The sequence below is a fragment of the Streptomyces sp. AK08-02 genome, from assembly GCF_033795085.1.
GTDB classification, from domain to species: domain Bacteria; phylum Actinomycetota; class Actinomycetes; order Streptomycetales; family Streptomycetaceae; genus Streptomyces; species Streptomyces echiniscabiei.
Genome location: NZ_JARAZV010000015.1, coordinates 62,483 through 87,749 on the forward strand (window position 1 = coordinate 62,483; position 25,267 = coordinate 87,749).

The 25,267-nt window shown below is 68.9% G+C and carries 33 protein-coding genes; 23 read left to right on the forward strand and 10 right to left on the reverse strand.

The window, feature by feature from the left end:
• Positions 1 to 29 precede the first annotated feature (29 nt).
• Together PV734_RS29745 and PV734_RS29750 are read right to left on the reverse strand one after the other, a co-directional pair.
• Complete coding sequence (locus PV734_RS29745) at positions 30 to 410, reverse strand: nuclear transport factor 2 family protein (protein WP_319097110.1); 381 nt, start codon at positions 408 to 410, stop codon at positions 30 to 32.
• Between the two features lie 145 nt (positions 411 to 555).
• Positions 556 to 1,326 carry a nuclear transport factor 2 family protein gene (locus tag PV734_RS29750; RefSeq protein ID WP_319097111.1) on the reverse strand — a complete coding sequence of 257 codons (771 nt, stop codon included), beginning with the start codon at positions 1,324 to 1,326 and terminating at the stop codon, positions 556 to 558.
• Positions 1,327 to 1,461: 135 nt separating this feature from the next.
• Between PV734_RS29750 and PV734_RS29755 the strand changes: the two genes are divergently transcribed.
• Complete coding sequence (locus PV734_RS29755) at positions 1,462 to 2,358, forward strand: helix-turn-helix transcriptional regulator (protein ID WP_319292743.1); 897 nt, start codon at positions 1,462 to 1,464, stop codon at positions 2,356 to 2,358.
• Positions 2,359 to 2,492: 134 nt separating this feature from the next.
• On the opposite strand, the gene PV734_RS29760 is transcribed toward PV734_RS29755, so the two are convergent.
• Complete coding sequence (locus PV734_RS29760) at positions 2,493 to 3,149, reverse strand: TetR/AcrR family transcriptional regulator (protein WP_319292745.1); 657 nt, start codon at positions 3,147 to 3,149, stop codon at positions 2,493 to 2,495.
• A 117-nt stretch (positions 3,150 to 3,266) separates the two neighbouring features.
• Between PV734_RS29760 and PV734_RS29765 the strand changes: the two genes are divergently transcribed.
• From PV734_RS29765 to PV734_RS29790, 7 genes are all read left to right on the forward strand, one after another.
• Positions 3,267 to 4,277 carry a hypothetical protein gene (locus tag PV734_RS29765; RefSeq protein ID WP_319292974.1) on the forward strand — a complete coding sequence of 337 codons (1,011 nt, stop codon included), beginning with the start codon at positions 3,267 to 3,269 and terminating at the stop codon, positions 4,275 to 4,277.
• Positions 4,226 to 5,671 (forward strand): IS701 family transposase, encoded by a 1,446-nt coding sequence (locus tag PV734_RS29770; protein WP_319292747.1) that lies wholly within the window; start codon positions 4,226 to 4,228, stop codon positions 5,669 to 5,671. Before PV734_RS29765 ends, PV734_RS29770 begins: the two co-directional genes overlap by 52 nt.
• Positions 5,672 to 5,873: 202 nt before the next feature.
• Positions 5,874 to 6,620 (forward strand): DUF2993 domain-containing protein, encoded by a 747-nt coding sequence (locus PV734_RS29775; RefSeq protein WP_319097115.1) that lies wholly within the window; start codon positions 5,874 to 5,876, stop codon positions 6,618 to 6,620.
• A gap of 244 nt (positions 6,621 to 6,864) precedes the next feature.
• Positions 6,865 to 6,945 (forward strand): Ms5788A family Cys-rich leader peptide, encoded by an 81-nt coding sequence (locus PV734_RS45915; protein WP_408647551.1) that lies wholly within the window; start codon positions 6,865 to 6,867, stop codon positions 6,943 to 6,945.
• Between the two features lie 183 nt (positions 6,946 to 7,128).
• A complete protein-coding gene (locus tag PV734_RS29780) occupies positions 7,129 to 7,968 on the forward strand; it encodes a sulfurtransferase (RefSeq protein WP_055524958.1) in 840 nt (279 codons plus the stop codon).
• 74 nt (positions 7,969 to 8,042) lie between these two features.
• Positions 8,043 to 8,330 carry a DUF1416 domain-containing protein gene (locus tag PV734_RS29785; protein ID WP_055524959.1) on the forward strand — a complete coding sequence of 96 codons (288 nt, stop codon included), beginning with the start codon at positions 8,043 to 8,045 and terminating at the stop codon, positions 8,328 to 8,330.
• 84 nt (positions 8,331 to 8,414) lie between these two features.
• Positions 8,415 to 8,678, forward strand: coding sequence for a DUF3099 domain-containing protein (locus PV734_RS29790; RefSeq protein WP_319292749.1), 264 nt, complete (start codon positions 8,415 to 8,417; stop codon positions 8,676 to 8,678).
• A gap of 29 nt (positions 8,679 to 8,707) precedes the next feature.
• On the opposite strand, the gene PV734_RS29795 is transcribed toward PV734_RS29790, so the two are convergent.
• Together PV734_RS29795 and PV734_RS29800 are read right to left on the reverse strand one after the other, a co-directional pair.
• Positions 8,708 to 9,001, reverse strand: a complete 294-nt coding sequence (locus PV734_RS29795; RefSeq protein WP_319097117.1) for a hypothetical protein — start codon at positions 8,999 to 9,001, stop codon at positions 8,708 to 8,710.
• Positions 8,998 to 9,393, reverse strand: coding sequence for a hypothetical protein (locus tag PV734_RS29800; protein ID WP_319292751.1), 396 nt, complete (start codon positions 9,391 to 9,393; stop codon positions 8,998 to 9,000). Before PV734_RS29800 ends, PV734_RS29795 begins: the two co-directional genes overlap by 4 nt.
• A gap of 190 nt (positions 9,394 to 9,583) precedes the next feature.
• Between PV734_RS29800 and PV734_RS29805 the strand changes: the two genes are divergently transcribed.
• On the forward strand, positions 9,584 to 10,426 hold the full coding sequence (locus PV734_RS29805) for a helix-turn-helix transcriptional regulator (protein WP_319292753.1): 843 nt from the start codon (positions 9,584 to 9,586) through the stop codon (positions 10,424 to 10,426).
• Positions 10,408 to 10,692 (forward strand): DUF397 domain-containing protein, encoded by a 285-nt coding sequence (locus tag PV734_RS29810; protein WP_319292755.1) that lies wholly within the window; start codon positions 10,408 to 10,410, stop codon positions 10,690 to 10,692. Before PV734_RS29805 ends, PV734_RS29810 begins: the two co-directional genes overlap by 19 nt.
• On the opposite strand, the gene PV734_RS29815 is transcribed toward PV734_RS29810, so the two are convergent.
• Positions 10,686 to 11,048 (reverse strand): DsrE family protein, encoded by a 363-nt coding sequence (locus PV734_RS29815; protein WP_319097121.1) that lies wholly within the window; start codon positions 11,046 to 11,048, stop codon positions 10,686 to 10,688. The two genes, PV734_RS29810 and PV734_RS29815, sit on opposite strands and share 7 nt — an antisense overlap.
• 158 nt (positions 11,049 to 11,206) lie before the next feature.
• Between PV734_RS29815 and PV734_RS29820 the strand changes: the two genes are divergently transcribed.
• The 6 genes from PV734_RS29820 (at position 11,207) to PV734_RS29845 (ending at position 15,993) form a co-directional block, all read left to right on the forward strand.
• Positions 11,207 to 11,935: a hypothetical protein gene (locus PV734_RS29820; protein WP_319097122.1), complete on the forward strand. Its 729-nt coding sequence runs from the start codon at positions 11,207 to 11,209 to the stop codon at positions 11,933 to 11,935.
• The gene (locus tag PV734_RS29825; RefSeq protein WP_319292757.1) at positions 11,932 to 12,804 is read left to right on the forward strand and encodes a hypothetical protein; all 873 of its coding nucleotides are present in this window, start codon (positions 11,932 to 11,934) and stop codon (positions 12,802 to 12,804) included. The genes PV734_RS29820 and PV734_RS29825 overlap by 4 nt, the downstream gene beginning before the upstream one ends.
• Complete coding sequence (locus tag PV734_RS29830) at positions 12,801 to 13,688, forward strand: hypothetical protein (RefSeq protein ID WP_319097124.1); 888 nt, start codon at positions 12,801 to 12,803, stop codon at positions 13,686 to 13,688. Before PV734_RS29825 ends, PV734_RS29830 begins: the two co-directional genes overlap by 4 nt.
• Before the next feature lie 243 nt (positions 13,689 to 13,931).
• Entirely contained in the window at positions 13,932 to 14,507 is a 576-nt protein-coding gene (locus PV734_RS29835) for an FABP family protein (RefSeq protein ID WP_319097125.1), read from the forward strand.
• A 16-nt stretch (positions 14,508 to 14,523) separates the two neighbouring features.
• Positions 14,524 to 15,006, forward strand: a complete 483-nt coding sequence (locus PV734_RS29840) for a Fur family transcriptional regulator (protein WP_319292759.1) — start codon at positions 14,524 to 14,526, stop codon at positions 15,004 to 15,006.
• A gap of 21 nt (positions 15,007 to 15,027) precedes the next feature.
• Entirely contained in the window at positions 15,028 to 15,993 is a 966-nt protein-coding gene (locus PV734_RS29845; protein WP_319097127.1) for a folate-binding protein, read from the forward strand.
• A 21-nt stretch (positions 15,994 to 16,014) separates the two neighbouring features.
• Here the strand turns inward: PV734_RS29845 and dtd are convergent, their stop codons facing one another.
• Positions 16,015 to 16,440, reverse strand: a complete 426-nt coding sequence (gene dtd / locus PV734_RS29850; protein WP_319292761.1) for a D-aminoacyl-tRNA deacylase — start codon at positions 16,438 to 16,440, stop codon at positions 16,015 to 16,017.
• Positions 16,441 to 16,584: 144 nt separating this feature from the next.
• Here dtd and PV734_RS29855 point away from each other — a divergent pair, with 144 nt between their 5' ends.
• The 3 genes from PV734_RS29855 (at position 16,585) to PV734_RS29865 (ending at position 19,639) form a co-directional block, all read left to right on the forward strand.
• Positions 16,585 to 17,205 carry an aerial mycelium formation protein gene (locus PV734_RS29855; RefSeq protein ID WP_319097129.1) on the forward strand — a complete coding sequence of 207 codons (621 nt, stop codon included), beginning with the start codon at positions 16,585 to 16,587 and terminating at the stop codon, positions 17,203 to 17,205.
• Positions 17,206 to 17,278: 73 nt separating this feature from the next.
• Positions 17,279 to 18,553: a GNAT family N-acetyltransferase gene (locus tag PV734_RS29860; protein ID WP_319097130.1), complete on the forward strand. Its 1,275-nt coding sequence runs from the start codon at positions 17,279 to 17,281 to the stop codon at positions 18,551 to 18,553.
• A 201-nt stretch (positions 18,554 to 18,754) separates the two neighbouring features.
• Entirely contained in the window at positions 18,755 to 19,639 is an 885-nt protein-coding gene (locus PV734_RS29865) for a winged helix-turn-helix domain-containing protein (RefSeq protein WP_319097131.1), read from the forward strand.
• Positions 19,640 to 19,676: 37 nt separating this feature from the next.
• On the opposite strand, the gene PV734_RS29870 is transcribed toward PV734_RS29865, so the two are convergent.
• A complete protein-coding gene (locus PV734_RS29870) occupies positions 19,677 to 19,865 on the reverse strand; it encodes a hypothetical protein (protein WP_319097132.1) in 189 nt (62 codons plus the stop codon).
• A gap of 179 nt (positions 19,866 to 20,044) precedes the next feature.
• Here PV734_RS29870 and PV734_RS29875 point away from each other — a divergent pair, with 179 nt between their 5' ends.
• Both PV734_RS29875 and PV734_RS29880 read left to right on the forward strand, forming a co-directional pair.
• Positions 20,045 to 20,926 (forward strand): GntR family transcriptional regulator, encoded by an 882-nt coding sequence (locus PV734_RS29875; protein WP_319097133.1) that lies wholly within the window; start codon positions 20,045 to 20,047, stop codon positions 20,924 to 20,926.
• Positions 20,875 to 21,690 carry an HAD family hydrolase gene (locus PV734_RS29880; protein WP_415924286.1) on the forward strand — a complete coding sequence of 272 codons (816 nt, stop codon included), beginning with the start codon at positions 20,875 to 20,877 and terminating at the stop codon, positions 21,688 to 21,690. Before PV734_RS29875 ends, PV734_RS29880 begins: the two co-directional genes overlap by 52 nt.
• On the opposite strand, the gene PV734_RS29885 is transcribed toward PV734_RS29880, so the two are convergent.
• Positions 21,681 to 21,863 carry a hypothetical protein gene (locus PV734_RS29885; protein WP_319097135.1) on the reverse strand — a complete coding sequence of 61 codons (183 nt, stop codon included), beginning with the start codon at positions 21,861 to 21,863 and terminating at the stop codon, positions 21,681 to 21,683. The genes PV734_RS29880 and PV734_RS29885 overlap by 10 nt on opposite strands.
• A gap of 175 nt (positions 21,864 to 22,038) precedes the next feature.
• Here PV734_RS29885 and PV734_RS29890 point away from each other — a divergent pair, with 175 nt between their 5' ends.
• Entirely contained in the window at positions 22,039 to 23,076 is a 1,038-nt protein-coding gene (locus PV734_RS29890; RefSeq protein ID WP_319097136.1) for a winged helix-turn-helix domain-containing protein, read from the forward strand.
• Here the strand turns inward: PV734_RS29890 and PV734_RS29895 are convergent.
• Positions 23,073 to 23,828 carry an HAD family hydrolase gene (locus tag PV734_RS29895; protein ID WP_319292763.1) on the reverse strand — a complete coding sequence of 252 codons (756 nt, stop codon included), beginning with the start codon at positions 23,826 to 23,828 and terminating at the stop codon, positions 23,073 to 23,075. The two genes, PV734_RS29890 and PV734_RS29895, sit on opposite strands and share 4 nt — an antisense overlap.
• A 269-nt stretch (positions 23,829 to 24,097) precedes the next feature.
• Between PV734_RS29895 and PV734_RS29900 the strand changes: the two genes are divergently transcribed.
• Positions 24,098 to 25,231 carry a phosphotransferase gene (locus PV734_RS29900; protein ID WP_319292765.1) on the forward strand — a complete coding sequence of 378 codons (1,134 nt, stop codon included), beginning with the start codon at positions 24,098 to 24,100 and terminating at the stop codon, positions 25,229 to 25,231.
• Positions 25,232 to 25,267 lie beyond the last annotated feature (36 nt).

Consider the following 25,267-nt stretch of genomic DNA (forward strand, 5'->3'; position numbering starts at 1 on the left):
GGGGCCGGCACACCGGCGTCGGCCGCTCCTCAGAACATGGTGTTGTCGTTCTTCGAGGTGGGCGGGATGACCTGGAGGACGTCCCAGTGCTCGACGATCCGGCCGTCGCCGTCGAAGCGGAAGACGTCGATGCCCGCGTACTCCTCCCCGGGCCAGGTCTGGTGGCAGTGGAGGACGACGTGGTCGCCTTCGGCGAAGGCCCGCTTGAACTCGACGTGCTTGCCCGGGTATTCGGCGGCCATCCGGTCGAAGTAGTCGATGAACGCCTGCTTGCCGTCGGCGACGTGCGGGTTGTGCTGGGTGTAGGTGTCCCCGGCGTACCGGTCGATCGCCTCGGCCGGACGGCACTGGTTGAACATCAGGTCGTAGAACGCCTTCGCGGTGTTCTTGTTCTGCTCAAGATCGCTCATGGTGCCACCGTAGGGTCGGGCGCCGGGTGCGGCGCGGATGCGCGCGGGGTGCGGCACGCCGCCGTGTTCTCCCGGCCCGGTGGGCGGGCGCGACGGCGTGTCGGGCGAGTCGGTGTGACTCGGGATGAGTCGGGATGAGGCGGGGTCAGAACAGTCCGTTGCCGTGGGGGAGTTCGGCCGGGACGGGGGCGATGACGTCCCAGTGCTCGACGATCCGGCCGCCCTGGACCCGGAAGAGGTCGTAGTAGGCGACGGGGGTGCCGAACTCGCCCTCGGACTGGAGCAGGACGAACTCGCCCTCGGCGACGACCCCGTGGACGGTCTTGTAGACGAGGTTCTTGCCCTCCTCGGCCCACTTCGCGGCCGCGGCGCCGAAGCCGTCGAGGCCGTCGGCGGCCTCCGGGTTGTGCTGGTGGTAGGTCTCGGTGGAGATGTAGTCGGTGAGCACCGAGTAGTCGGCGCCGACCAGGACCTTCTGCGCGAACTCGGCGACCAGGGCGCGGTTGGCCTCGGTCGTCTCCGGCGAGGTGACCTCGGCGGGACCGTCGGTCTGCGAGCGGCCCGAGACGGTCCGGGCCACCACCGGGGTCAGGGCGTCCCAGTGCTCGGCGAGCCTGCCGTCGGCGTCGACGCGGAAGAGGTCGAAGGCGACCAGCGGATCGGGGCCGAAGCCGTGGTAGGTGCCGTGCAGGGCGACCAGGTCACCGTCGGCGATCACGCGGGCGCCCTCGTACCGGAAGCCCTCCGGCAGCCCGGCGACCAGCAGGCGCAGGGCATCGGGGCCGTCGGCGGCCAGGGAGCTGTGCTGGGTGTAGTCGGCGGCGACCCAGCGGTCCACCGCGCCCGGATCCTTGTCGCCGAACAGTTCACCGGCGGCGGTGAGGACGGTGTGCTTGGCGTTCTTGGCATCGCTCATGACGGGTGCTCCTTGCGCGAAACGGAGTTGATGGTGCCGATTACTGCTTTCCGTCAGCTACGTGCCGCCGGACGAGATGACACCTTCACGCTAGGGGCGGTGAGCAGGCATATCCGGATACGCTGGCGACCAGCCATGGTCAGAAACCGACAACATGCCGACCGGGGAATCCGGGAACTCCCCTTCGCCGCGCCCGTCGGCACCCCGGCCGGGGTCGAGGTGCTGTCCCTCGCCGAGCTGTGTCACCGGGTACCGGCCGAGCGTCTCGTGGTTCCCCTGCGCCCGGACTTCCACCACCTGATCACCCTCACCGGCGGAACCCTGCGGCACACGGTGGACTTCACCGCCTACGCCCTGGAACCCGGCTCCTGGCTGTGGGTACGCCCGGGGCAGGTCCAGCAGTGGGGAGACCTCACCGGCGCCGACGGCACCCTGATCCTGTTCCAGCAGGACTTCCTCGACCCGGCCACCACCGTCCGCGCCCGCGTGGAAGACCCCCACGCCCCCGTACTGCGCCGCTGCCCGCCCGACATCGACGCGGCACTGCGCCTGGCCACGGAACACCTCGCGGCGGAGTTCCGCGCACTCGGACAGCTGCCGCTGGAGGTGCACACCGCCGCCCTGCGCCACCTGCTGTCCGTCCTCGTCCTGCGGCTGGCCCACCTGACAACCCCCGCGGGCGGCCACGCTCCCGAGCCAGACGCCACCTGGCCGCGCTTTCGTGACGCCGTCGAACGGGACTTCGCCCGCACCCGAAGGGTGGAGGACTACGCGCGGGCGCTCGGCTACTCGGCCCGCACCCTCTCCCGCGCCACCCTGGCCGCCACCGGCCTGGGCGCCAAGGAGTTCATCGACCGTCGCGTCGTACTGGAGGCCAAACGCCTCCTGGTCCACAGCGAAGTGACCGCCGCCGGCATCTCGGACCGGCTCGGATTCTCCAGCGCGACCCACTTCAGCAAGTACTTCCACCAGCGCACGGGCCAGACCCCGATCGCCTTCCGCGACACGGTACGGGGGCGCACCACGGCCTAGTACTCCAGTCGTAGATCGCGACCTGACGCGGTGTCATCTATGTTGACTCGGCTGACGAGGATGATGACGGCCGGGTGCATCGGCATGTTCCGGATCTACGGTTTGTCCAGCGGAATGCCCCAGTTGGGTCGGCTTCACGGCTGGGTGCGTCGCTCGGCGGCGTCGAACGCGGGCGCGAGCGGGGCCAGTGCCGCGCGGAGCTGGTCGGGCAGTGAGCCGGAGGGCACGACGAGTCCTCCGGCGCCGAAACTCTCGGCGGCCTCTGCGTTCCCGGCCGGCCGGAGCCAGCCTTCCAGCGCGATTCGAACCGCCGCAGCCACGCTTGCCGCGAGAACGCGGGCTGTGTGCGCTCCGGTGTCACCTAGGCGTTCGGCGATCACCGCCGTGAGCGGGGGCTCGATGTCGGCGGTGGTGTCGAGGAATGCGTCGCGCAGCGCGGTCCGGGTGGTGATTAGCAGCAGCGCCTGCTGTTCGCGCTCGCCGGTGTTCGTGTACTGCTCGACCACTGCTTCGGTGACGGCGTCGGCTAGGTGCACTCCTGCGGGCCGGGCCGTGACCGCCGCCGCGATCCGCGCCTCCCGGTCCGCGGTAACGGCGGAGACGATCGCCTGCTCGCGGCTGGCGAAGTAGTTGTTGTAGGTGCGCGGCGAGACGCCGGCGGCCTCGGCGATGTCCTCGACCCTCACCTGGTCCGGTCCGCGCTCCACGGCCAGGCGCAGGGCCGCCTCGCGTAGCGCCTCACGCGTGGCCTGCTTCTTCCGCTCCCGCAGCCCTGGCGGTGGTGTCGTCACGGTGCTTAGCGTTCCACACTCGACTGCGTGCACGCAAACTTGCGTGCACGCACTTTTCCTGTCAGCCTCGACCCGCCCGAGACCGACAGAGAGGACGTCACCATGCGAGCACGAGGAATGACCTACGACACCGGATTCGTCGTGCACGGCCAGATATCCCGCGAGCACTTCGACCCCGCGGTGGTCCGGCGCGAGCTCGCCATCATCCGCGACGACCTGCACTGCAACGCGGTCCAGATCATCGGCGGCGACCCGGACCGACTGGAGCTGGCCGCCGGTGCCGCCGCCGAGCTCGGCCTGGAGGTCTGGTTCTCGCCCTATCCGCTGGAACTGGACCCGGAGCAGATCCTCACGCTCTTCCGCGACTGCGCCGCGCGAGCGGAGCGGCTCCGGCAGCAGGGGGCCACAGTCGTGTTCGTCGCAGGGGCCGAGCTGAGCGTGATGAACTGCGGGTTCCTGCCCGGAGAAAGCCCCGAGGAACGGGTCGAGCAGCTGATGAGCCGGCCCGAGCGGCGGGCCGAAGTGATGCGCGAGCTCGGCGTGCGCATCAACGCGTTCCTCCGCGATGCCGCGAGCACGGTCCGCGAGCGCTTCCAGGGCAAGCTCACCTACGCATCCATCCAGTTCGAGCAGGTCGACTGGACTCCCTTCGACCTGGTGACGTTCGAGCTGATCCGCTCCGCCGAGGTCGCCGACCGGTTCCGGGACGCGGTGCGCACCCTGGCCCAAGGCCCGAAGCCGCTCGCCATCACCGGGTTCGGCACCGCCGCCTACCGCGGCGCGGGAGACCGCGGCGGGCGCGTGCTGGAAGTGGTCGAGCACGACCCGCAGACCAAGGCCCCTGTACGACTGAACGGCATATACGAGCGCGACGAAGCCGGCCAGGCCGCATATCTGAGCGAACTCCTGGAAATCTTCGACACCGAGGGCGTGGACAGCGCGTTCGTGTTCCTGTTCGCCTTGCCCGGATACCCGCACCGCCCGGACGGCGACCCCAGGGACGACTTGGACCGGGCCGGCCTGGGCATCGTCAAACTCCTCGAAGGACGCCGGGGGCAGACCTACCCCGACATGGAATGGGAACCCAAGGCCGCCTTCACGGCAGTGGCCCAGCGGTATCGGAAATGACCGGCCTCGCACACGATGCCCACGGCTCGGGATCTGCACCGCGCCGCAGTGCAGATCCCGAGCAGATGGAAACGGTATTCGCCGAACTCGCCGCAGACCTCGCGCCGGTCTACCGCCGCCGCGACCTGCGGGCCAACGGCGTGTTGTACCTGCGCGGGTTACTGATGCCGGGCGTTGCGGGCAACTGCTGGTCGATCGCGGAGGCAGTCGGCCTGGACCGGCCGTATCGCCTGCACCACCTGCTCGAACGTGCCCGCTGGGAGGAGGACACCGCAAGAGACGTGGTGCGCGCGTTCCTGACCAGGCACCTCGGCGCCGACGGCGGGGTCCTGATCTTCGACGAGACGGGTCAGGCGAAGAAGGGGACGAAGACGGCGGCCGTAGGTCGGCAGTACTCCGGCACGATGGGCCGGGTCGAGAACGTGATCGTTGCGGTGTACACGACGTACGCGACCCAGCGGGGCCACGCCCTGATCGACCGGGACCTGTATGTGCAGGCCGCCTGGTTCGACGATCCGGCGCGGATGGCGACGGCGGGTTTCCCTAAGGGTCACGCATTCGCCACCAAGCCGGCGCTCGCCCTCGCGCAGGCGAAACGGGCGCTGACCGCCGGGATCAGACCAAAGTGGGCGACCGGGGACGAGGTGTACGGACGCAGCCGGGAATTGCGCGAGTTCTTGGAAGGCGCCGGCATCGGCTATGTGTTCGCGGTGCCCGTCGACCACCAGTTCACCAGCTCCGGCGGCGGGCGCATGCGCGCGGACCAGGCACTGCACCTGGTCGAGCCGGACGGATGGAACCGCCGCTCGTGTGGAGCGGGCGCGAAGGGCCCTCGCTACTACGACTGGGCGTGGATCGCCACCGACCACCCGCGCCGATGGCTGCTCATCCGCCGCTCCATCGCCGACCGGAGCGCGATCGCGTACTTCTACGCGTACGCAACCGAGGACCATCCCTGCCCCCTGACCGACCTGATCAAGATCGCCGGGATGAGATGGAAGGTGGAGGACGACTTCCAGGACTCGAAAACCACCGTCTCACTCGACCAGACCCAGGTCAGGCGCTACCGGGCGTGGAAACGCCACGTCACCATGACCATGGCGGCCCTCGCCCTGCTCGCCGTGCTCGCGGCCCTCGACAAGACCAGACACCCCACCCCCATCCTGCCCGACGATCCCGACCAGGACCCGCCAGCCGATTGCGGCGCGATCGCGCTGACCGTCCCCGAGGCCCAGCGACTGTTTCACCTGCTCACCACGCGCATCCGCGACCTGCCGCCGCCGGCAATGCGCGCCCGGATCGCCCAGCATCTGAACTGGTCCGACTGGCGACGACAACACCAGGCCCGAGCCCGCTGGCACCACTACCAAACCCGACTCGCCCTCAATGAATGACACCACGTCAGGTCGCGATCTGCGACTGGAGTACTAGTCCCAGTACCGCGCCGGGCGATGTTCGCCCGGTCCCGGGACAGCTCCTTCTGGCCGGCCCCCTCCGGCCGGCCCCATCCGGACAGTCCCCGGGCCCTGTCACAGCTGATCGACAACCCGGCCGCCCCCACCGGTACTTCCGGGCAGGCCGGGTACCGTCACGAACATGCGTGCACTCCGAATACTCCTCATCGTCGCCGTGATCCTCGGCGGCCTCTTCGTGATCGCCGACCGCGTCGCCGTCGGTTTCGCGGAGGACGAGGTCGCGGACCGCCTCAAGGCCAACGAGGGCCTGGCCACCACCCCGGACGTGTCCATCAAGGGCTTCCCCTTCCTCACCCAGGTCGCCGGCGGTGAGCTGGACGACGTCGAGGTCGGCATCAAGGACTACGACGCGGCCACCGGCACCTCCGGCCAGAACATCCGCATCGACGACCTGAACGCCCGGATGCGCGGTGTCGCGTTCAGCGGCGACTACAGCTCCGCCACCGCGGCCACCGCGACCGGCAGCGCCGACATCACGTACGCCGAGCTGCTGAAGGCGGCCAGGGCGACCACCGGATCGGAGCCCACGCAGGTGGTGCCCGGTGTGACAGCGAAGGTCGTGGGCCTCTCGGACGGCGGCAACGGCAAGATCAAGGTCGCCGTCGAGGCGACGGTGCTCGGCAAGGAGCTGCCGCAGCCGGTGACGGTCCTCAGCACGGTCACGGTCGCGGGCGACACGGTGAAGGTGAAGGCGGACTCCCTGCCCAACCTGGGCATCGACCTCGCCGACGGCAGGATGCGCGCGGTGACGGACTTCCAGCAGAAGATCGAGGGCCTGCCCGGCGGTATCAAGCTGGACTCGGTCGAGGCGGCGAAGACCGGCGTGGACATCACGGTGAAGGGTTCGAACGTCAACCTGGCCGGGTAGGAGGCGGCCGGGCAGAAGGCGTGAGGAGTCGGACCGGGAGCATCGGCCGGTCGGACAGGCGTCCAACTGGCGAGACGGGTCCGTCCGTACCGCAGATGGGACGGCGGGCACATCCCGCGCTCCCGCACCCGCGCTCCCGCAATCACCGGCCCTTCCCCCCTCGCATCTCACATCGCGGACGATCGCGTCTCATCATGCGACACGCCGGTGACATCCCCGGCAATCCGTCCCTACGATCGACGCTATGCACCGACAGGCGGATCTCACGAAGCGGCGGGCAGTAGACCTGTGCCGCGTCGCCGCCATGCTCTGTCGCCCTTTCTGAGCGGGAGCGCGCGGCGTCCAGCAGCGCACCACCCCCGCGTCCCCCGGCGCCCTGTCCCCAGGGCCCTCGTGCGCGCGTCGCAGCAGGCCTGACCGCACACGACCGGGTACGACCGACACGTACGTACCCCCAGCTCACGCACTACGCACCACCCCGCCGCAACTGCCCCGGAGGAGAAACAGCATGAGCCGCAGCGACGTCCTGGTCGATGCCGACTGGGTCGAGGCCAACCTCGACAACGCCGACATCGCCATCGTCGAGGTGGACGAGGACACGTCCGCCTACGAGAAGAACCACATCCGCAACGCCATCCGGATCGACTGGACCAAGGACCTCCAGGACCCGGTACGCCGTGACTTCATCGACCAGGAGGGCTTCGAGAAGCTCCTCTCGGCGAAGGGCATCGGCAACGACACCCTCGTTGTCCTCTACGGCGGCAACAACAACTGGTTCGCCTCGTACGCCTACTGGTACTTCAAGCTGTACGGCCACGACAGCGTCAAGCTGCTCGACGGCGGTCGCAAGAAGTGGGAGCTCGACGCCCGTGAGCTGGTCGAGGAGGTCCCCTCGCGTCCCGCCACCGACTACAAGGCGAAGCCGCAGAACAAGTCGATCCGCGCCTTCCGCGACGACGTCGTGGCGGCCATCGGCTCGCAGAACCTGGTCGACGTGCGGTCGCCCGACGAGTTCAGCGGCAAGCTGCTCGCCCCGGCCCACCTTCCGCAGGAGCAGTCGCAGCGTCCGGGCCACGTCCCGTCCGCGCGCAACATCCCGTGGTCGAAGAACGCCAACGACGACGGCACCTTCAAGTCGGACGACGAGCTCAAGGAGCTCTACGCCGACGAGCAGGTCGACCTCGCCAAGGACACCATCGCGTACTGCCGCATCGGCGAGCGCTCGGCCCTGACCTGGTTCGTCCTGCACGAACTGCTGGGCGTGGAGAACGTCAAGAACTACGACGGCTCCTGGACCGAGTACGGCTCCCTGGTCGGCGTTCCGATCGAGCTCGGCGCCAACAAGTAGTCCCAGTAGCAGGCGAGCACCCCGTTCACCCCGACCGGCCTTCCCTCCGGTCAGACCTCTGATGGAGAAAAGACATGTGTGGAGCGAAGGCCGGCGGCCCGGACGCCTCGACGATCAAGCCCGGTGAGACCACGATCCAGGGTCAGGTGACCCGCGACGGCGAGCCGGTCGTCGGATACGTCCGCCTCCTGGACTCGACCGGCGAGTTCACCGCCGAGGTCCCCACCTCGGCGACCGGACAGTTCCGCTTCTACGCGGCCGAGGGCACCTGGACCGTCCGCGCACTCGTCCCCGGCGGCACGGCGGACCGCACGGTCGTCGCCCAGACGGGCGGCCTCTCGGAGGTCGCGATCGCCGTCTGACACCTGGTGTCCGAAGGGCCGCACCCCGGGTTTCCGGGGTGCGGCCCTTCGCCGTGTACGGGCGTACGGGCCTACCCTGGACGTATGTACGCACGTCGCCGGCACGTGTACTTCGCCATGATGGGCACCTGCGTCACGCTCTTCGTCCTGGCGTGGGGAGTCGTGCGCCTCTGGTCGATGCCGGTGGCGGTCGGTATGTGCGTGGTGGCGATGGTGATCCCGCCCCTGGCGGCGATCGTCGCCAACCGCCGGGGCCCGGACGACCGCTGGTGGGACGACCCGTCCGGCGACCAGAAGTCCGACGAGTGGTGGGACGAGCTGGACGGCAAGAGGCGGCGACAGCAGTAGGGGGCGGAGACGGCCCAGGCCCCGGCGGGTCACCCGTTCTGCCTGTGGACGCGCGCCGGTTCCAGCTCCGGGGGCAGGCTGTCGGGCCCCTCCAGCGGCTCCATGACCGCGTAGTCCGCGAAGATGCGGCGATACCGCGTGTGCCGGGTCTCCTGGGTGTGCCTGCGCTGCCACTCCTCGACGTCTCCCGGACCCGGCCGCATACCGGACTCGGCCCCGCAGTCCGCGTCATCGCCCGAGACGCAGCGCGCGGAGTACTCCGGGTAGGCGGTCGGGTCCTGCACGAGCGCGTACGCCACGTACCGGAAGACCCGTCGGGTCACGAACCGTGCTCCGCCCGCTGGTGTCTGCGCAGCAGGACGTCGGCGTCGGTCTCCGCGCTGCCGTCCGACTCGGCCTGCGCGGCCCTCCGTAGCCCTACGATTTCGGCGCACGTCTCGCAGCCGGCCACCGGCTGTGGCGGGAGACCCACGTCCAGGTAGCCCCAAGTCGCCCGTCCCGCACGCTCGTTGGCCGCCCGCACGCCCGCGCTCAGCCGCTGCTCGGGCGTGGCCACGCGGAGCGACGCGGGGGCCGCCTGCCACTCGCGGCCGCCGCCTACGGGGCGCAGCATCGCGTACGGGCCGACGACGGCCTGGTACGCGCCGACCCTGTCGGTCTCCGGGTCGTGGACCAGTGTGCCGGGCTCGAAGGATGTCGTCGGCTCGGTTGTCATGGATGCCGTTCCTTTCATCCAACTCGTACAACTTCTATACGGAATGCGTTGTTTGTACTACTCTGCGTATTCGGGTTCAGGCTGAGCATGGCTCATCCAGGACGCCAAAACGCCGCTGACTAGCGGTTGTTCGGCGCCCGGGGGCGCAAGTTCCACAAATTCCGTGCGTGGGAGTGAGGAGTGCGGTGCGATGCCGTCGAGAAGGGTGATCACCGGGCGCAGCCAGGAGCCCAGGCGACGGTTCGCGGAGGAGCTGCGCTTACTCCGGGCAGAGCGGGGGGAGAGCCTGCGGCAGCTTGCGGAGACCTTGGGGTGGGACGCGTCTCTGTTCGGGAAGCTGGAGAGCGGGGCGACGTTGGGGAGCCCTGAGGTGGCTCAGGCGCTGGATCAGCATTACGGGACGCCTGGACTCCTACTTGCCTTGTGGGAGCTGGCGGTTGGGGATCCGGCTCAGTTCAAAGAGCGCTATCGGCGATACATGGTGCTGGAGGCCGAGGCGGTCAGTCTCTGGCACTATGCAGCTGCTGCCTTGCCTGGTGTTCTCCAAACCTCGGAGTACGCGCGTGAGTTGCTCGCGGCGGGTGGGCTCGACGGGGACGCGTTGGAGGTACAGGTCGAGGCGCGAGTGGGCCGTCGCGCCGTGCTCTTGGCGGACGGCGCCCCACGGTTCCGCACGATCCTCTCCGAGGCCGTGTTGCGCACGCCGTTGGCAGACGCCGCCAAGTGGCGGGAGCAGCTGGAGCACCTGTTGCTCATGGTGCAGCGCAACAATGTCACCGTCCATGTGATGCCGCTGTCCGCCGGACTCCACGGACTGACGAACACTGACGCGATGTTTCTGCGGAACGCCGACGGCCGCACCGTCGCGTGGGTGGAGACGGGATACTCGGGCGAACTGGTCCAGGAAACCGCAGACGTCGAACGGCTTCAGCTCCGATACGATCTGGTACGCGATTTGGCTCTATCGCCGGACGAATCGCGGAAGTTCATCAGGCGGATGTTGGAGGAAGTCTCATGCGAGCCATCGACCTGAGCAGCGTGACATGGCGCAAGAGCAGCTACAGCAACCAGGACGGCGGCCAGTGCATCGAAGTCTCCGACGACTACCTCGGCGCCGCCGCCTGGCGCAAGAGCAGCTACAGCAATCCGGATGGGGGCAACTGCCTCGAAGTCGCCCCCAACCTCCCCGCCATCGTCCCCGTCCGGGACAGTAAGGACCCCGCCCGGGGTGCCCTGGTCGTCGAGGCCGGTGCCTGGGCCGTCTTCGTCGGGGCTGTCAGGGACGACTCGCTTCAGTAGACGAGGGCCTGGGTGTCGTCGGCCATCGCCTCCTGGACGAACACCTGCGCGCCCGCGATCCGTACGCCCTCGATGACGTCCTTCTCCGTGATGTCCCGTCGGGCCGCGCACTGGGTGCAGAGGGTGAGGCGTCCTGCCGCGAGGACCGAGTCGATCAGGTCGGGCAGCGGTGCCGCGTGCGGCAGCTCGAACTCGGCGGCCCGGCCCGGCAGCGCGAACCAGGCCGACTCCCCGGTCAGCCACAGGGACACCTCGACCCCGCTGGCGACGGCCACCGCCGCCACCGTGAACGCCTGCGAGCAGCGCTCGGGGGCGTCGGCCCCGGCGGTCACCTTGATCACGAGCTTCTTCGCCATGGCCGCATCGTAGGCCGGGCGGGAGTCCGAATCGTAATCAACTCTCTTACAACTCTGGGTGTGGCCCGTGGGTCTCCTGTGCGCGCGGATACGAAATCCGTGCGTCATGTTGCGTGGGGGACGTCTTGGAAGTGCCCGGAGTGGCAGAAGTGATCAGCGTGTTCGAAGCACTTGAAATACCCGACCCGCCTTCGCGTCGACGCGGCCGTACGACCCTGTTGATCGCCACGGCGGCCGTGCTGGGCCTGGTCGCCGGTACCTGTGCCGGGTATCTCGTGCAGGCGGACCGTGAGCCGACCAAACTGCCCTCCTTGTCGCAGCCGGTGGTCGCACAGGCCAAGGGCGAGGGACCGGAGCCGCTCTCGGCCGCGCAGGACCGGAGGGTGAGGACCGACGGTGATCTGCGAAAGCTGCTGCTGACGAAGCCCAAGGGGGCGAGAGCGGACGAGTACCTGTCGAGCGGGGACGGCTGGATGGACCTGGCCGACTACGCGGGCGGGTACGGCATGCCGGGCTCAGTGTTCGGCGACCTTGTCGGCTACGAGTTCCGGAGGGCGGCCGTCACCGGCTGGACGACCGGCGAGTACGGCGTGCAGATCCGGCTGGTCCAGTTCCGGCAGGAGGAGATTCTTGGCGCCGCCGAGTCCGTCGACCAGAGCTATTACGACGACGAGGACGAGTACGGCACCAAGAGCTATCCCGTGCCCGGCACCGGGGACGGGATGGCGTACGTCCACACGGAGTCGGACGAGGGCGAGGGCGACTACAGCGCCGAGGCCCACGCCTGGCGGGGCGACATCGCTCTGGAGATCTGGGTCTACGACTCCAAGCCGATCCCGGGGCAGAGGATCGTGGACCTCGCCAAGCGCCAGATGGAGCGGCTGTGACCGATAACCCCGTACCCGAATCCGCACCGGTCCCCGTGCCCGAATCCGCACCCGTACCCGAATCCGTACCCGCCAAGAAGCGGCCGCGCCGGATCGCCGCCGTCCTCGGGGCGTCGCTGCTGGCCGGGGTCGTCGTCACTGGCGTCGGCTACACCGTCGTGACCGTGGTCGACGCGGACCGGGAGGCGAATGCGCCCGCCTTCACGCTCCCGAAGACGCCGGCCGACAGCGACGACGTCAGGAAGGCGTCCGCGGCCGGACTCGCGGGGGTGCTCGTCCCGTACGGGGCCAGTGGCTGGTACCAGGGGCCCGACCTCGGGGAGTTCGGGCACGACGCCGTACTGAGCGATGCCCAGTCCACGGCGCTGCGCAAGAAGTCCCTGAGCGGGCTGCCCCGTTCCCAGCGCAGGCAGCTGGAGAAGCAGATCGACAAGCAGCACATCAAGGGCATGGCGGTACGCAGCTACCTCAGCTCGGCGGTGGACCCCGGCGGGGACAAAGACGGGATCTACTCCGTGCGCGTCGCGCTGGCGCAGTTCCCCAGCACGTCGACCGTGAGGAACCTCGGCAGGTTCCAGCAGCAGTACCTCGATGCCCAGGACGGCTTGCGTCAGGGCCCTGAGGTCAAGGGCCACAAGAACGCCAAGTGCTTCCTGCCGCCCAAGGCGGAGGACGCCTACGGGATCGAGGGCGATGCGGACGACGAGTACGACTACCGAGCCCTCGAAAGCATGTTCTGCACCGCCTATCAGGGAGACGTCCTGGTCACCGTCAACGCCACGGGCCCCGCTCCACTCGACACCAAGGGAGCCGCGATGCTTCTGAGCACGCAGCTCGACCGCATCGTCGATCCGGGGGAGGCGGTATGACCGAGCAGAGCACCGAACCCGCAGTGTCCCGGAACGAGCCCCAGTCCGAGCCCCAGCCGGAGCCTCAGCCCGCGCCTGTCCTGCCACCGCTCGTGCCACCGGTCGTGAAGAAGGACCGGCGCCGCCTGCGGGCCGCTCTGCGCTGGACCGCCGCCGTCGCCGTGTTCGCGGCGGTCGGCACAACGGCGGCCTACGGGATCACGCGCATGGAGCGGACGGACGTACCGGGCCTGGCGACCGCGTCGGACGGCCGATGGGTGTACCCGGAGATCACCCTGCCGCCCCTGCCGTCCGGCAGTCCGGGGCCCTTCGACGACGGGAACACGGCCGGGATCCACCACGCCGATCTGCGCGCGCTCGTGCTGCCCGCGCCCGAGGGGGCGACGGAGGACAAGGCGTTGCGTGGCTCGGACGGGTGGCTCGCGCCGGGGGTCCTGCTGAGGGAGTTCGCCGAGGCGGGCGAGCGCGACACCTTCCGGCAGAAGCTCGTCGACAGCGGCCTGAGGCACATCGCGGCGCGCGGTTGGACCACGGAGGACGGTACGCACACGCGGATCTACCTGCTCCGTTTCGAGGGCGCCGCCGTCGTGGACAAACTGTTCGCCGACGGCTTCGCCGTGTACACCAGTGCGGGCTACCAGATGCGCGGCACCGGTCTCGCCGCCGAGGTCGACGAGGACTTCCTGCTGAAAGTCGGCGACGCCGACGACATTCCGCAGCCGGCCGCCTACGTCGAGGCGAAGCCGTACGGCGCGGAGCAGGTCCGGTACGCCTACCAGACAGCCGGGGACACCCTCGCGGTGATCCTGCAGTCCCGGAAGGGCGAGGCCCTGGCCGTGCCCTTCCAGCAGACGGTGACCCTGCAGCGCCAGCTCCTCCGCTGAGGGCGCGCCCTTGACCGTTGCACCACCTGGCCGAGAGAGCCGGGCCCAGGCCGCGTAAGCTTGGGCCCGGCTCTTGTGCACACAACCGATCGTCCGAGGAGCACCCCGTGCTTGAGGCATTCTTCGAAGCCCTGCTTGTTCTGGTCGCCGTCGGCGTTCTCGCCTTCGCCGGTCTGACGGTCAAGAAGCTGTACCAGGGCCAGCGCTGACCCCCTTCTCCAGGAATCACAGGAACCGTCGCTCATGATCGAGATCCCGTCCGACCTGCACAAGGACCTTGTGCCTCTCGTCTTCCTGCTCGGCGAGTGGGCCGGCGCGGGGGTCTATGACTTCCCTGGCGACGAGAAGTGCAACTTCGGGCAGGAGGTCACCTTCACGCACGACGGACGTGACTTCCTGGAGTACCACTCCCACTCGTGGGTGCTGGACGCCGACGGCAACAAGGTCAGGCCCCTGGAGTCCGAGTCCGGCTACTGGCGCATCGACGCCGACCGCAAGGTCGAGGTCGTCATGGTCCGCCAGGACGGTGTCGTCGAGGTCTGGTACGGCGACCTGGCCGCCAAGAAGCCGCAGATCGACATCGTCACCGACGCCGTGGCACGGACGGCGGCCTCGGGGCCGTACACCGGTGGCAAGCGGCTCTACGGGTACGTGCACAGCGACCTCATGTGGGTCGGCGAGAAGCAGACCCCGGACGTCGAGCTGCGCCCGTACATGTCGGCCCACCTGAAGAAGGTCGTCACCCCGGAGGACGTCGAACGCTGGGCGAAGGCCCTTCCGGACGACATGCCGGACGACGGCATCGCATTTTTCAAGTAGACCTAGACTGGGCGGTGTGGTGAGCACCGACTGGAAAAGTGATCTGCGACAGCGCGGTTACCGGCTGACCCCGCAACGCCAGCTTGTCCTCGAAGCCGTGGACACCCTTGAGCACGCGACACCCGACGACATCCTCGTGGAAGTACGGAAGACGGCGTCGGGGGTCAACATCTCCACGGTCTACCGGACCCTGGAGCTCCTGGAGGAGCTGGCGCTGGTCAGCCACGCCCACCTCGGGCACGGCGCGCCCACCTACCACCTCGCCGACCGGCACCACCACATCCATCTGGTCTGCCGCGACTGCGACAACGTGATCGAGACGGATGTCGCCGTCGCCGCCGACTTCACCGCCAAGCTGCGCGCGGACTTCGGGTTCGAGACCGACATGAAGCACTTCGCGATCTTCGGCCGGTGCAAGGACTGCTCGGCCAAGGGGGCCAACGGGGCCGAGGGGGCCGTGGGCGGCAAGGAACTCAAGGGTTCAACTACCGAGTCGTAAGCGTCGTCGTAGGCTTGTCCCATGAAGAGCCCTCTGCTGTTCCTGCCCGGTGCCGTGTCCGCCGAGGGGGTGGACGAAGGTGTCGCCGCCCATTACGGCGAGCTGTTCCGTGAACAGCGGGCCCTCGCCGAGGGCAGCGGATTCGTCGACCTCTCCCACCGGGGCGTGGTCACCGTCACCGGCGACGACCGGCTGACCTGGCTGCATCTGCTGCTCACCCAGCACGTCAGCGACCTGCCCGTGGGCCAGGCCACCGAGGCGCTGGTGCTGTCCGCGCACGGTCACATCGAGCACGCGCTGTATCTGGTCGACGACGGTACGACCACCTGGGCCCATGTGGAACCGGGCACCCAGGAGGCGCTGATCGCCTACCTGGAGTCGATGAAGTTCTTCTACCGGGTCGAAGTCGCCGACCGGACCGACGAGTTCGCGGTGGTGCACCTCCCCGCCGGTGCCATCGCCGAGGTCCCTGACGGCGTCGCCGTACGCGAGACGGCGTACGGGCGGGATCTGTTCCTGCCCCGGGCCGACCTGGAGTCGTACGCCGAGAAGGCCGGACCGGCGGCGGGGCTGCTGGCGTACGAGGCGCTGCGGGTCGAGCAGCACCGGCCGCGGCTCGGCTTCGAGACCGACCACCGGACCATCCCGCACGAGCTGGGCTGGATCGGCACGGCCGTGCATCTGCAGAAGGGCTGCTACCGGGGCCAGGAGACGGTCGCCCGGGTCCAGAACCTGGGCAAGCCGCCGCGTCGGCTCGTCTTCCTGCACCTGGACGGCAGCGAGGTCCATCTGCCGCCGGCCGGCACGGAACTGCGGCTCGCGGACGACGGGCCCGACGGGCGCAGGATCGGGTTCATCACGACGTCCGTACGCCATCACGAGCTGGGGCCGGTCGCCCTCGCGCTGGTGAAGCGGAACGTGGCGGTGGACGCACGGCTGATGGCCGACACGACGGCCGCCGCACAGGAGGTCGTGGTCGAGCCGTAGTTCACGTTCCGTAGTTCACGTTCACATCTCCACGAGGACCGTGAACGGGCCGTCGTTCGTCAGGGTCACCCGCATCTGGGCGCCGAAGCGGCCCGTCGCCACCGTCGCGCCCAGGGAACGGAGTTGGGCGACCACCTCGTCGACGAGCGGTTCGGCGACATCGCCCGGGGCCGCCGCGTTCCAGGTGGGGCGGCGGCCCTTGCGGGCGTCGCCGTACAGGGTGAACTGGCTGATGACGAGCAGCGGGGCGTCGATGTCGGAGCACGACCTCTCGTCCGCCAGCATGCGGATCGACCAGAGTTTCCGGGCCAGTTGGGCCGCCTTCTCCTTGGTGTCCTCGTGCGTGACCCCGACGAGGACACACAGGCCCTCGCCCGTGATCTCGCCGGTCACCTCACCGTTGACGACGACGCTCGCGCCGTCCACCCTCTGCACCACTGCTCGCATACGCCCATCATGCCGTGCCGTTGGAGGGATTCTTTTTGATCCTTAAGCCCCTATCTGGGGCCGTTCGGGGGCACTCGGTCACATAGCGGCCACTTGGGGTGGCACGATGCTCCCATTCGCCTGTCGAGGGGACGGTTGAGGCACATGAGCACACCGAGTACCGGGCGGCCTCATACGGCCGCCCGGCCGCCCGCGCAGCGCAACGCGGGTCAGGCCGTTCCGGCCGCTCCGGTCACGTCGATCAGTGCGCTGCTGGCCCCCGCTCCGCCCGGCCACGACCTCACCGTGCTGCGGCTGTCCGAGCTGCGCGCCCTGCGCCGGGACGCCCAGCGCGACGAGGCCGACCTCAGTTACGTACGGCGGCTGCTGCAGGGGCGCATCGACATCCTGCGGGCGGAGCTGGCGCGGCGCGGGCCCACGTCCGTGGTCGCGGTGGGGGAGGGGTCGGTCGTCGAGCGGCTGTCGGAGATCCTGACGGACGCCCCGGCCCGGCACCGGTCGTCGGCGCGGCACCTGACGCTGGGGACGCCGCACAGCGAGGAGTACGGGCAGCTCGCGGCGGAGATGCTCGCCGAGGTGGAGCTGTCGGACCTGGACGCGCGGACGGACCCGGAGCTGACGGCGGCGATGGGCAGGCTCGTGGGGTACGAGCAGCAGGTCTCCCAGCGGCGGCAGGGGTTGCAGCGGACGGCGGACGACTGCAGCGGCGAGATCACCCGGCGGTACCGGGAGGGCGAGGCACAGGTGGAGGACCTGCTCATCTGACCCGGGTCGGTCGGAGTGGTCGGGCGAGAAAAATCCGCGCGACACCCTCCACCCCTCCCCCTAGCCTGAATGCATGACCCCCCGTGCCGACATCGACATTCGCGCCGTCACCGAGGACGGACTCCGGGAGTGGACCAGGGCCCTGCAGGTCGGGTTCCTCCGGTCGCCCGAGGTCACCGACGCGGGGCTGGAGGCGAACCGCGGGGCGTTCCGGCCGGGGCGGTCCCTCGGCGCCTTCGACGGTGAACGCTGCGTGGCGACGTTCCGCTCGTTCCCGCAGGAACTGAGCGTCGGCGGTGGTGCGACCGTCCCCGCCGACGCCGTCTCGAACGTGACCGTGTCGCCCACCCACCGTCGCCGGGGCATCCTCACCCGCATGATGGCGCGGGACCTCGCCGCCGCGAAGGAGCGCGGTGACGTCGTCGCCACGCTGATCGCCGCCGAGTACCCGATCTACGGGCGGTACGGCTTCGGGCCCGCCACCTCGACCTCCGAGTGGACGATCGACGTCCCGCGCGCCGGCCTCGACCCCCGCTGGGCGGGCCCGGCGGACGGCGGCCGTATCGACCTCGTGGACGCGGCGGACGTACGGAAGCTGGGGCCCGAGCTGCACGCGCGGCTCGCCCGGCAGCAGCCGGGCGCCGTCAGCCGCGACGAGCGCTGGTGGCAGCTCAACACCGGGGTGGTGCGGTACGGGGAGACCTGGGACGAGCCCTTCTACGCCGTCCACCGGTCGGCGGACGGGCAGGTCGACGGGCTTGTCTCGTACGAGTCCGACGACAAGTGGGACGGCAAGCAGCCGCACGACACCGCCGACGTCAACTGGCTGATCGCCACGACCCCGGGCGCCGAGCGCGCCCTGTGGCAGTACCTCTGCTCGATCGACTGGATCACCAAGGTCAAGACCGGCTGGCGGGCCCCGGACGACCTGCTCCCCTTCTTCCTGCCGGACCCGCGGGCGGCCAGGCTCACCACGCACGCGGACTGGTTGTGGGTGCGGCTCCTGGATGTCGTACGGGCCTTGGAAGCGCGTCCGTACGACGGTCACGAGGGGGGTGCCGGCGGTCGCGGTCTTGTCCTGGAGGTCGTCGACGAGGCCGGCTTCGCCGGGGGACGGTACCGCCTGGAGGTGTCGCCGCAGGGCGTCGGCTCGTGTACGCCCGGGGTGCGTGAATCGGCCGAACTTACGCTGGATGTAAGGGAGTTGGCGGCGCTGTGGCTCGGTGACGAGTCGGCGGTGCGGCTGGCCGCGCTGGGTCGGGTGCGGGAGGAACGAGCGGGCGCCGCCCGGGTGGCCGACGCCCTGCTGCGTACGTCCAGGCGGCCGTGGTGCCCGGACATCTTCTGATCCGACCTCGATTCCGGTCGTGATGGCTGCCGAGCTCCAGGCTCCCCTCCGGAAGAGAGTTCGGTCGCCAACCTGTGGAAGGTTTCACCATGTTGTGGAAGTTGGTCACCAACTTCACTGTACTTATCTCCACTTGGGGGCGTCCCATAACCATCTTCACTTGAACTGCACAAAGATGGCAAGAAGTTGTAGGGTTTGGCTGTGGAGCCTCAGACGTCACACCGTGACGTGGCCAACGCCCTGCGCACCCGGATCAGGACCGGTGAGCTGCGGCCGGGTCAGCGCATGCCCACCCAGGCCAGGCTGGCCCAGGAGTTCGGCGTCGAGCGGGGTGCCGTCCGGGAGGCGCTGCGCATCCTGCACACCGAGCGGCTGCTGACCAACGTCAGCAAGGGGAGTCCGGCGACGGTCGCTTCCACCCCCGGACCGGTGCCGACCGGCCCCGGCGCTCTGCCGCTGCCCACCACCGTCGCCCTCGCGCCCCGTATCGCGGCGGCCTTCGCGGTGCCGCACGTCCAGATCGACGCCCTGTGTCTGACGTCAGTCTCGCTCACCCTCGCCATCGGGGAACCGCTGCGCCAGATCCACGCCGGAGGGCTGAATCCGGCCAGGATCGACGTCCGGGTGCTGCTGCCGAGCCGGGACATCGACCTCGCGTTCCCGGCGCCCGTGGAGCTCGCGGACGGCTCCCCGGCCGGGGCGTCGGCCACCGGTCGGCTGCAGCGCCGCTGGCTGACCCACCGCAACGCCCAGGGGCAGGTGCTCCGGCACAACCTGCTGGCCCTGCGCGGCACGCACGGTATCGACGTGCGCGTCTCCTTCCGGGCCCTGCCGTTCACACCGCCGGTGAAGCTGTACCTGCTCAACGGGGCGGAGGCGCTCTTCGCGTACTACACGCTGAAGAGGCGCGAGGCGGAGATCGACCACGAGCAGGTGGAGATGTACGACGCCGAGGGCGTCCGGTCGATGCTGTTCGCGTTCGAGCGGGGCACCGGACTGCGCGACACGACGTTCGTGGAGCAGTCGCGCCTGTGGTTCAACGCGCTGTGGGAGACGATCAGTTCGGAGCTGGTGCTCACGGACTGAGGTCTCCCACGGTCGACTGTCCCTGGTGCCGGCACTGTCACAGGGCGGGCCCCGTGACGAGCAGGGCGAGCACGACGGCCCCGATGGAGCTGATGGTCGGGTTTCTGGCCTTGATGCCTATGGTGAGCAGCGTCAGGCCGACGACGCCGGAGGTGCCGTACTGCCAGCTGACGAACTGCTGGAAGCCGGTGATGAGGACGGCGGCGAGGAGAGCGATGGCGGGCATGGTGGTTCCTCCTTCAGGGCGTGTCCGGAGCGGTGTCACACAGAGTTGGTGGGTAGAGAGCGGAACTTATGCCAACTTCACTAAGTTGGTAACCAACTCTGATTAAGTTGTCCCCACTTGGGCACTACTCATAAACAACTTTCGAACAACTCCCCAAAGATGGGTTGGAGTTGTAGCGTTTGGTCGTGACTCAGGAGAACGGGACAGTGAACGGCAGCAGAAGACAGTCGCCCCAGGAGATCGCAACCGCCCTGCGTGACCGCATCCGCACCGGCGATCTGCGACCCGGCGACCGTCTGCCCACCCAGGCGGAGTTGGCCGAGGAGTTCGGCGTCGAGCGCGGAGCCGTACGGGAGGCGCTGCGCGTCCTGCACGCCGAGCAACTGCTCACCAACGGCGGCAAGGGCAGCCCGCCGCGCGTCGCCGAGGCCCTCCCGCCCCGGGAGGGCCCCCAGCCGACGATGGTGGGGCTGGCGCCGAGGCTGACGGAGGCGTTCTCGGCCCCGCAGGTCCGTGTCGACGCCGCCTGCCTCACCGCGGAGACCCTGATGCTGGCCGTGGGCGAGCCGGTCCGGCTGATCCACGAGGGCCGCATCCGGCCTCAGTCGATCGACGTACGCATCCTGCTGCCGTCCCGGGACATCACCCTGGCCTTCCCGGTCCCCGTCGAGGACAGCGGCGACGCAGAGGCCCCGGTCCACCAGCGCTGGCTGGCCCAGCGAAACGCCCAGGGCCATGTGCTCCGGCACAACCTGCTGGCCCTGCGCTCGTCGCACGGCATCGACGTACGCGTGACGTTCAGGGCGCTGCCGTTCACCCCGCCGGTGAAGCTGTACCTGCTCAACGAGACGGAAGCGCTGATCGCGTACTACATGATCGCCCGCCGCGAGGAGCCGATGGAGAGCGGGACACTCGACATGTACGACACCCTGGGGACCGAGTCGCTCCTCTTCTCGTTCGAGAAGGGTGCCGGGGAACGGGACACGGCGTTCGTCGAGCAATCCCAGAAGTGGTTCGACGCCCTCTGGGAAACCATCACGACGGACCTGACACTCTCCTAGTGACCTCTGACGCGACACAGACCCATGCGGCACAGACCCAACAGGCGACCGCCAAGGACGATTCCGTGACCGAGAACCTGCGGGAAGTGATCGCTCGCGCACGTTTCGTGCTCTGGGACTTCGACGGACCCGTCTGCCGCCTGTTCGCGGGCCATTCGGCGGAACTGGTGGCGGTCGAACTCGTCGAGTGGCTCGAAGGGCGGGGCCTGCACGGTCTGTTGACGGACGCGGAGCGCGAGTCCCTGGACCCGCACGTCGTGCTCCGCGCCGTCGACCGCCGGCACCCCGGGAGCGACCTGGTGGACGAGCTGGAGAAACGTCTCACCCAGGAGGAACTCCGGGCCGCGTCCCTGGCGATGCCCACCCCGTACGCCGACCCGCTGATCCGCACCTGGTCGGCGGTCGGCTCCCGGCTCGCGGTCGCCACCAACAACTCCCCGCTCGTCGTCCGCGAGTATCTGGCCGGCCGAGGCCTCGCCTCGTGCTTCGCCCCGCACGTCTACGGCCGTACACAGGAACTCCGTTATCTGAAGCCCCACCCGCACTGTCTCAACCGTGCGCTGAACGCGATGGGGGCGGCGCCGTCGGCCGCCCTGATGATCGGCGACACCCCCTCGGACTACCTCGCCGCACAGGAGGCGGGTGTTCCGTTCCTCGGCTACGCGCGTAACGAGCACAAGGAGAAGCTGCTGCGGGACGCTGGTGCCGAGGTGGTCGTGGGCTCACTGGAGCCCCTGCTGAAGGTGCTCCGGGGTCAGGCCTGAGTCATCAGCAGGGTGAACACCACGGCCGCGCCCACGGCCAGGCCGTTGTGGCGCGCCCTGATTCCGACGAATATCGCGCTCAGCAGGATCAGGCCGGTGAGCCCGAGCCGTAGTTGTGCCAGCGTGCTCAGTGTGAACTGGCATAACGCCCAAAGCACTTGAAGAAGAAGCATGTCCCCCACCCGCACCTTCCGCAGCGGTCAATCACGCAACTTGCCGTCCAATTGGACTGGTTGCCTTCGGGATTGGTTTTCCCGGATGGAGAGATCCCTTAACTCCCCAGGTCAGTAGGTTGGTTGGTTGACGCAAATTGGTGTGGCGGCGGTCCGGAAGAGGTACGGTCGATGTGTGGGTGAGCAACAGGACAGTCAGCGTGCCACCGAGGGCGGCGGTAGGGAGTTCGAGCGGATCCTCGCCGAACTGCTCGGCCGGATGTCCGTCACCGAAGGGGAACCCGCGGTCTACGCACTGGGGTCCCTGCTGCCTCCGCAGCGTGAACTGGCCCAGGAGTTCGGGGTGTCGAGGGACACCGTCCAGCGGGTGCTGCGCGAGCTCACCAGGGAGGGGCTGATCGATTCCCGGCAGGGCAGCGGCTCCCGGGTGATCGGCGTGCCGGAACCCGGGCGGGCGGGCGGTGCGCAACCGGGCGGTGCGCAACCGGTGGGCGCCGTGCGACCGGTGGGCGCGGCGCGGATCGCGCATCCCGGTCGTACGACCCTGGCCCCGCACATCCGTGAGGCGTTCACGAAGCCCCAAGTCACCCTGGATGTCTACACGTTGACGTCCGAGTCGCTCCAGGGCCACATCTGGCTCCAGGCGGAACGGATCAGGACCAGGGAGATCGCCGCCCCGCGGAGCATCGCCCTGCGCATGCTGCTGCCCGCCGACGATCTGCCCCTGCCGTATCCACGGGCCGTCGGCGACGCGACCGACACCCGCCCCGTGGACCGCCTCCGGGCCATCACCGACCGGCACACCTCCTCGCTGCGGCACGTGCTGGGCACGCTGCGGGCGGAAGGGCTGGTGGAGAACGTCGAGGTGGAGATCCGGCAGGTGCCGATCGCCCCGGTGTTCAAGCTCTATCTGCTCAACGGCACGGACGCGCTGTACGGCATGTACGAGGTGACCGAGCGTCCCATCGTGCTGGAGGACGAGACGAAGCCACTCGCGGCGATCGACGTCATCGGTATCGGCGCCACCCTCATGCACTACGTGCGTGGCGAGGCGGGCCCCGATTCCGGTACCCCGGATTCAGGGCGCCCCGATTCCGTAGGTCCCGCTTCCGGCGGTCCTGATTCCGGAGGTCCTGAATCCTCGGGATCGTTGTTCGTGGAAAGTATGCAGTCGTGGTTCGACTCGGTCTGGAAATACGTCGCGACGGATTAGTCGCCCGTGAGACTTTCCACCACGCTGATGACCGGCGCGTGCGAGGCGACCACGAAATCGGCGCCCCGGCGCAGCATTTCGCGGGCCCGGTCGTCGTACGGCGTGAATCCGAGGAAACGTACTCCGGCCCTTTCGGCGGCGGCCAGATCCGTCAACTGATCGCCGATCAGTAGGGTTTGCGCGGGTTTCGGATCGCCGAGCAGCCGTAACGCCCGCAGGATCGAATCCGGATGGGGTTTCATCAGCCGGGGATCGTGCGGATCGCGGCCGCGGACCGCTGTGAAGAACCTCAGCAGGCCTACCCGTTCCAGGTGTTCCCGTACGGGGCCCTCCGCGTTGTTGCTCACGATCGCCAGGGGCTTCTCAAGGGCGTGCAGCGCTTCGACGAGAAGGCCGGCGTCCGCTGTCTCCGAGGCCGAACGCACCGCGGTGTACTCGTACTTCTCGACGATCTCGTCCGCCCAGTCGAGCGGACCGTCGAGCGCGGGCGCGTGCCGGTCGGCCATCGCGGCGAGCCGGAGGAGGACGCCGTGCGAGTCGTCGCAGTCCCGGACGTCGTCGTCCAGTTCGGTTCGCGGCCACACCCGTGCCGCACGGGCCTTGACCTCGGTGGCGATGTGCGCGGTGGAGGCTCCGCCGAACAGGTCGCAGACCGGGCCGTCGAAGTCGATCAGTACCGCGTTCGTGTCGCGCAGCAGGGCGCGCAGACGGTGCGGGTCCTGGGCGCGGGGATCACCGGGGGCGCCACTCATGAGTCTCCTCGTTCGTCGGAAGTTACGGCGGGCGCGCACCTGGCGCTCAATCGCCCGGTGCGGTCGGGAGAATCGCTTCTGGCAACATGCTGAATCACGGAGGAGTACCGTGCATCACTCCTCCACCACGGTTGTGGGCACCGCGGGTTCAGTGGTGCGCGATCGTCGGTGCGGGTCACGAGGGGTGCCAGGAACGGGCCCCAGGGGTTCCGGTGGGGCGAGCCGGGTCACCCCAGGTCCTCACGGGTCCTCAGGCAAGAGAGCGGGCGATGTCAGCCGAACGAGTGTCTCCGGCTCCGGAGCGAGCCGCCGGTGCGGGCCGTGCGGGTGCCACCGGACCGGCCGATGGCGACGTACGTGTGGTCGAGGAGACGCTCCAGGGCTACCACCACGTGACGCACGTGATCCCGCTGCCCGGGGTGGCCGCGGACGGCCGCCGACTGCGCGGCAAGGTGCGCGAGCCGCGCAGCAACCTGCTCTGGTTCGACCGGCGTTGCTTCGTCTCGGAGGAACAGCTGCTGGCGGACCTCCAGAAGCGTGTGGTCCGGATTCCCGAGCTCATCACGGCCGGGGACATGCGGCTCCAGCGGTTCATCGAGGGCCGCACGCTGGGCGCGCACCATCGCTCCGGCCAGCAGGTCCCGGAGGAGCTGGTGGACCAGATCCTCGTGCTCTTCGGGCAGTTGCTCGCCATCACGGCGGAGACTCTCGGCACGAAGCGCCGGTGCGAGCCCGAGGACCGGGCCGTGGACCCAGACAGCTCGGAATTCCTGGAACGGCTCATCGCCTTCGCCGAGGACCGTGTCTACCGCGACAACCTGGCGGACTTCGCGTCCCTCTTCGACGCGCTCGGCGTCGACGCGGACTCCTTCAAAAGGCTCAGAAAGAACGTTTCTGACCTGACCGAACGCCCGTTCTGCCTGCTTCACGCAGATCTCCACAGGGAGAACCTCGTCCTGGACCCCCAGGGCCGGCTCTGGACCATCGACTGGGAACTGGCGATGTTCGGTGACCCGCTCTACGACCTGGCCACCCATCTGTACCTGATGCGATATCCGCGAGCGCAGCAGAATTCCCTGGCAGAGCGCTGGAGTTCACTCGCCGAGGACATCAGGCCGGGCAGCGCGAAGAACTGGGAACAGGACCTCCCGAAAATCATGGACTTCAAACGGGCGCAATCCGTTTTCACGGATTCCATCCGGGCGACCCAGATTCTGGTTTCCGGTACGAGGTTCAACTGGACGCAGCTCTATCGTGAGGCCTCGAAAGTGCACAAGGCTCTGCTGGGTGCGGCGGATCCGCTGGGGCTCGCAGCCGTACCGACTATTCGGGATGTCATGAAGGCGCTAGTGCGCTGGCACTGGGAACGGGGTGGGAGGAAAAAGGAAACCCGCTTCTCCTGAGCTCCTTCGAGTGACTTCGGCATCAGGGTGCTCACG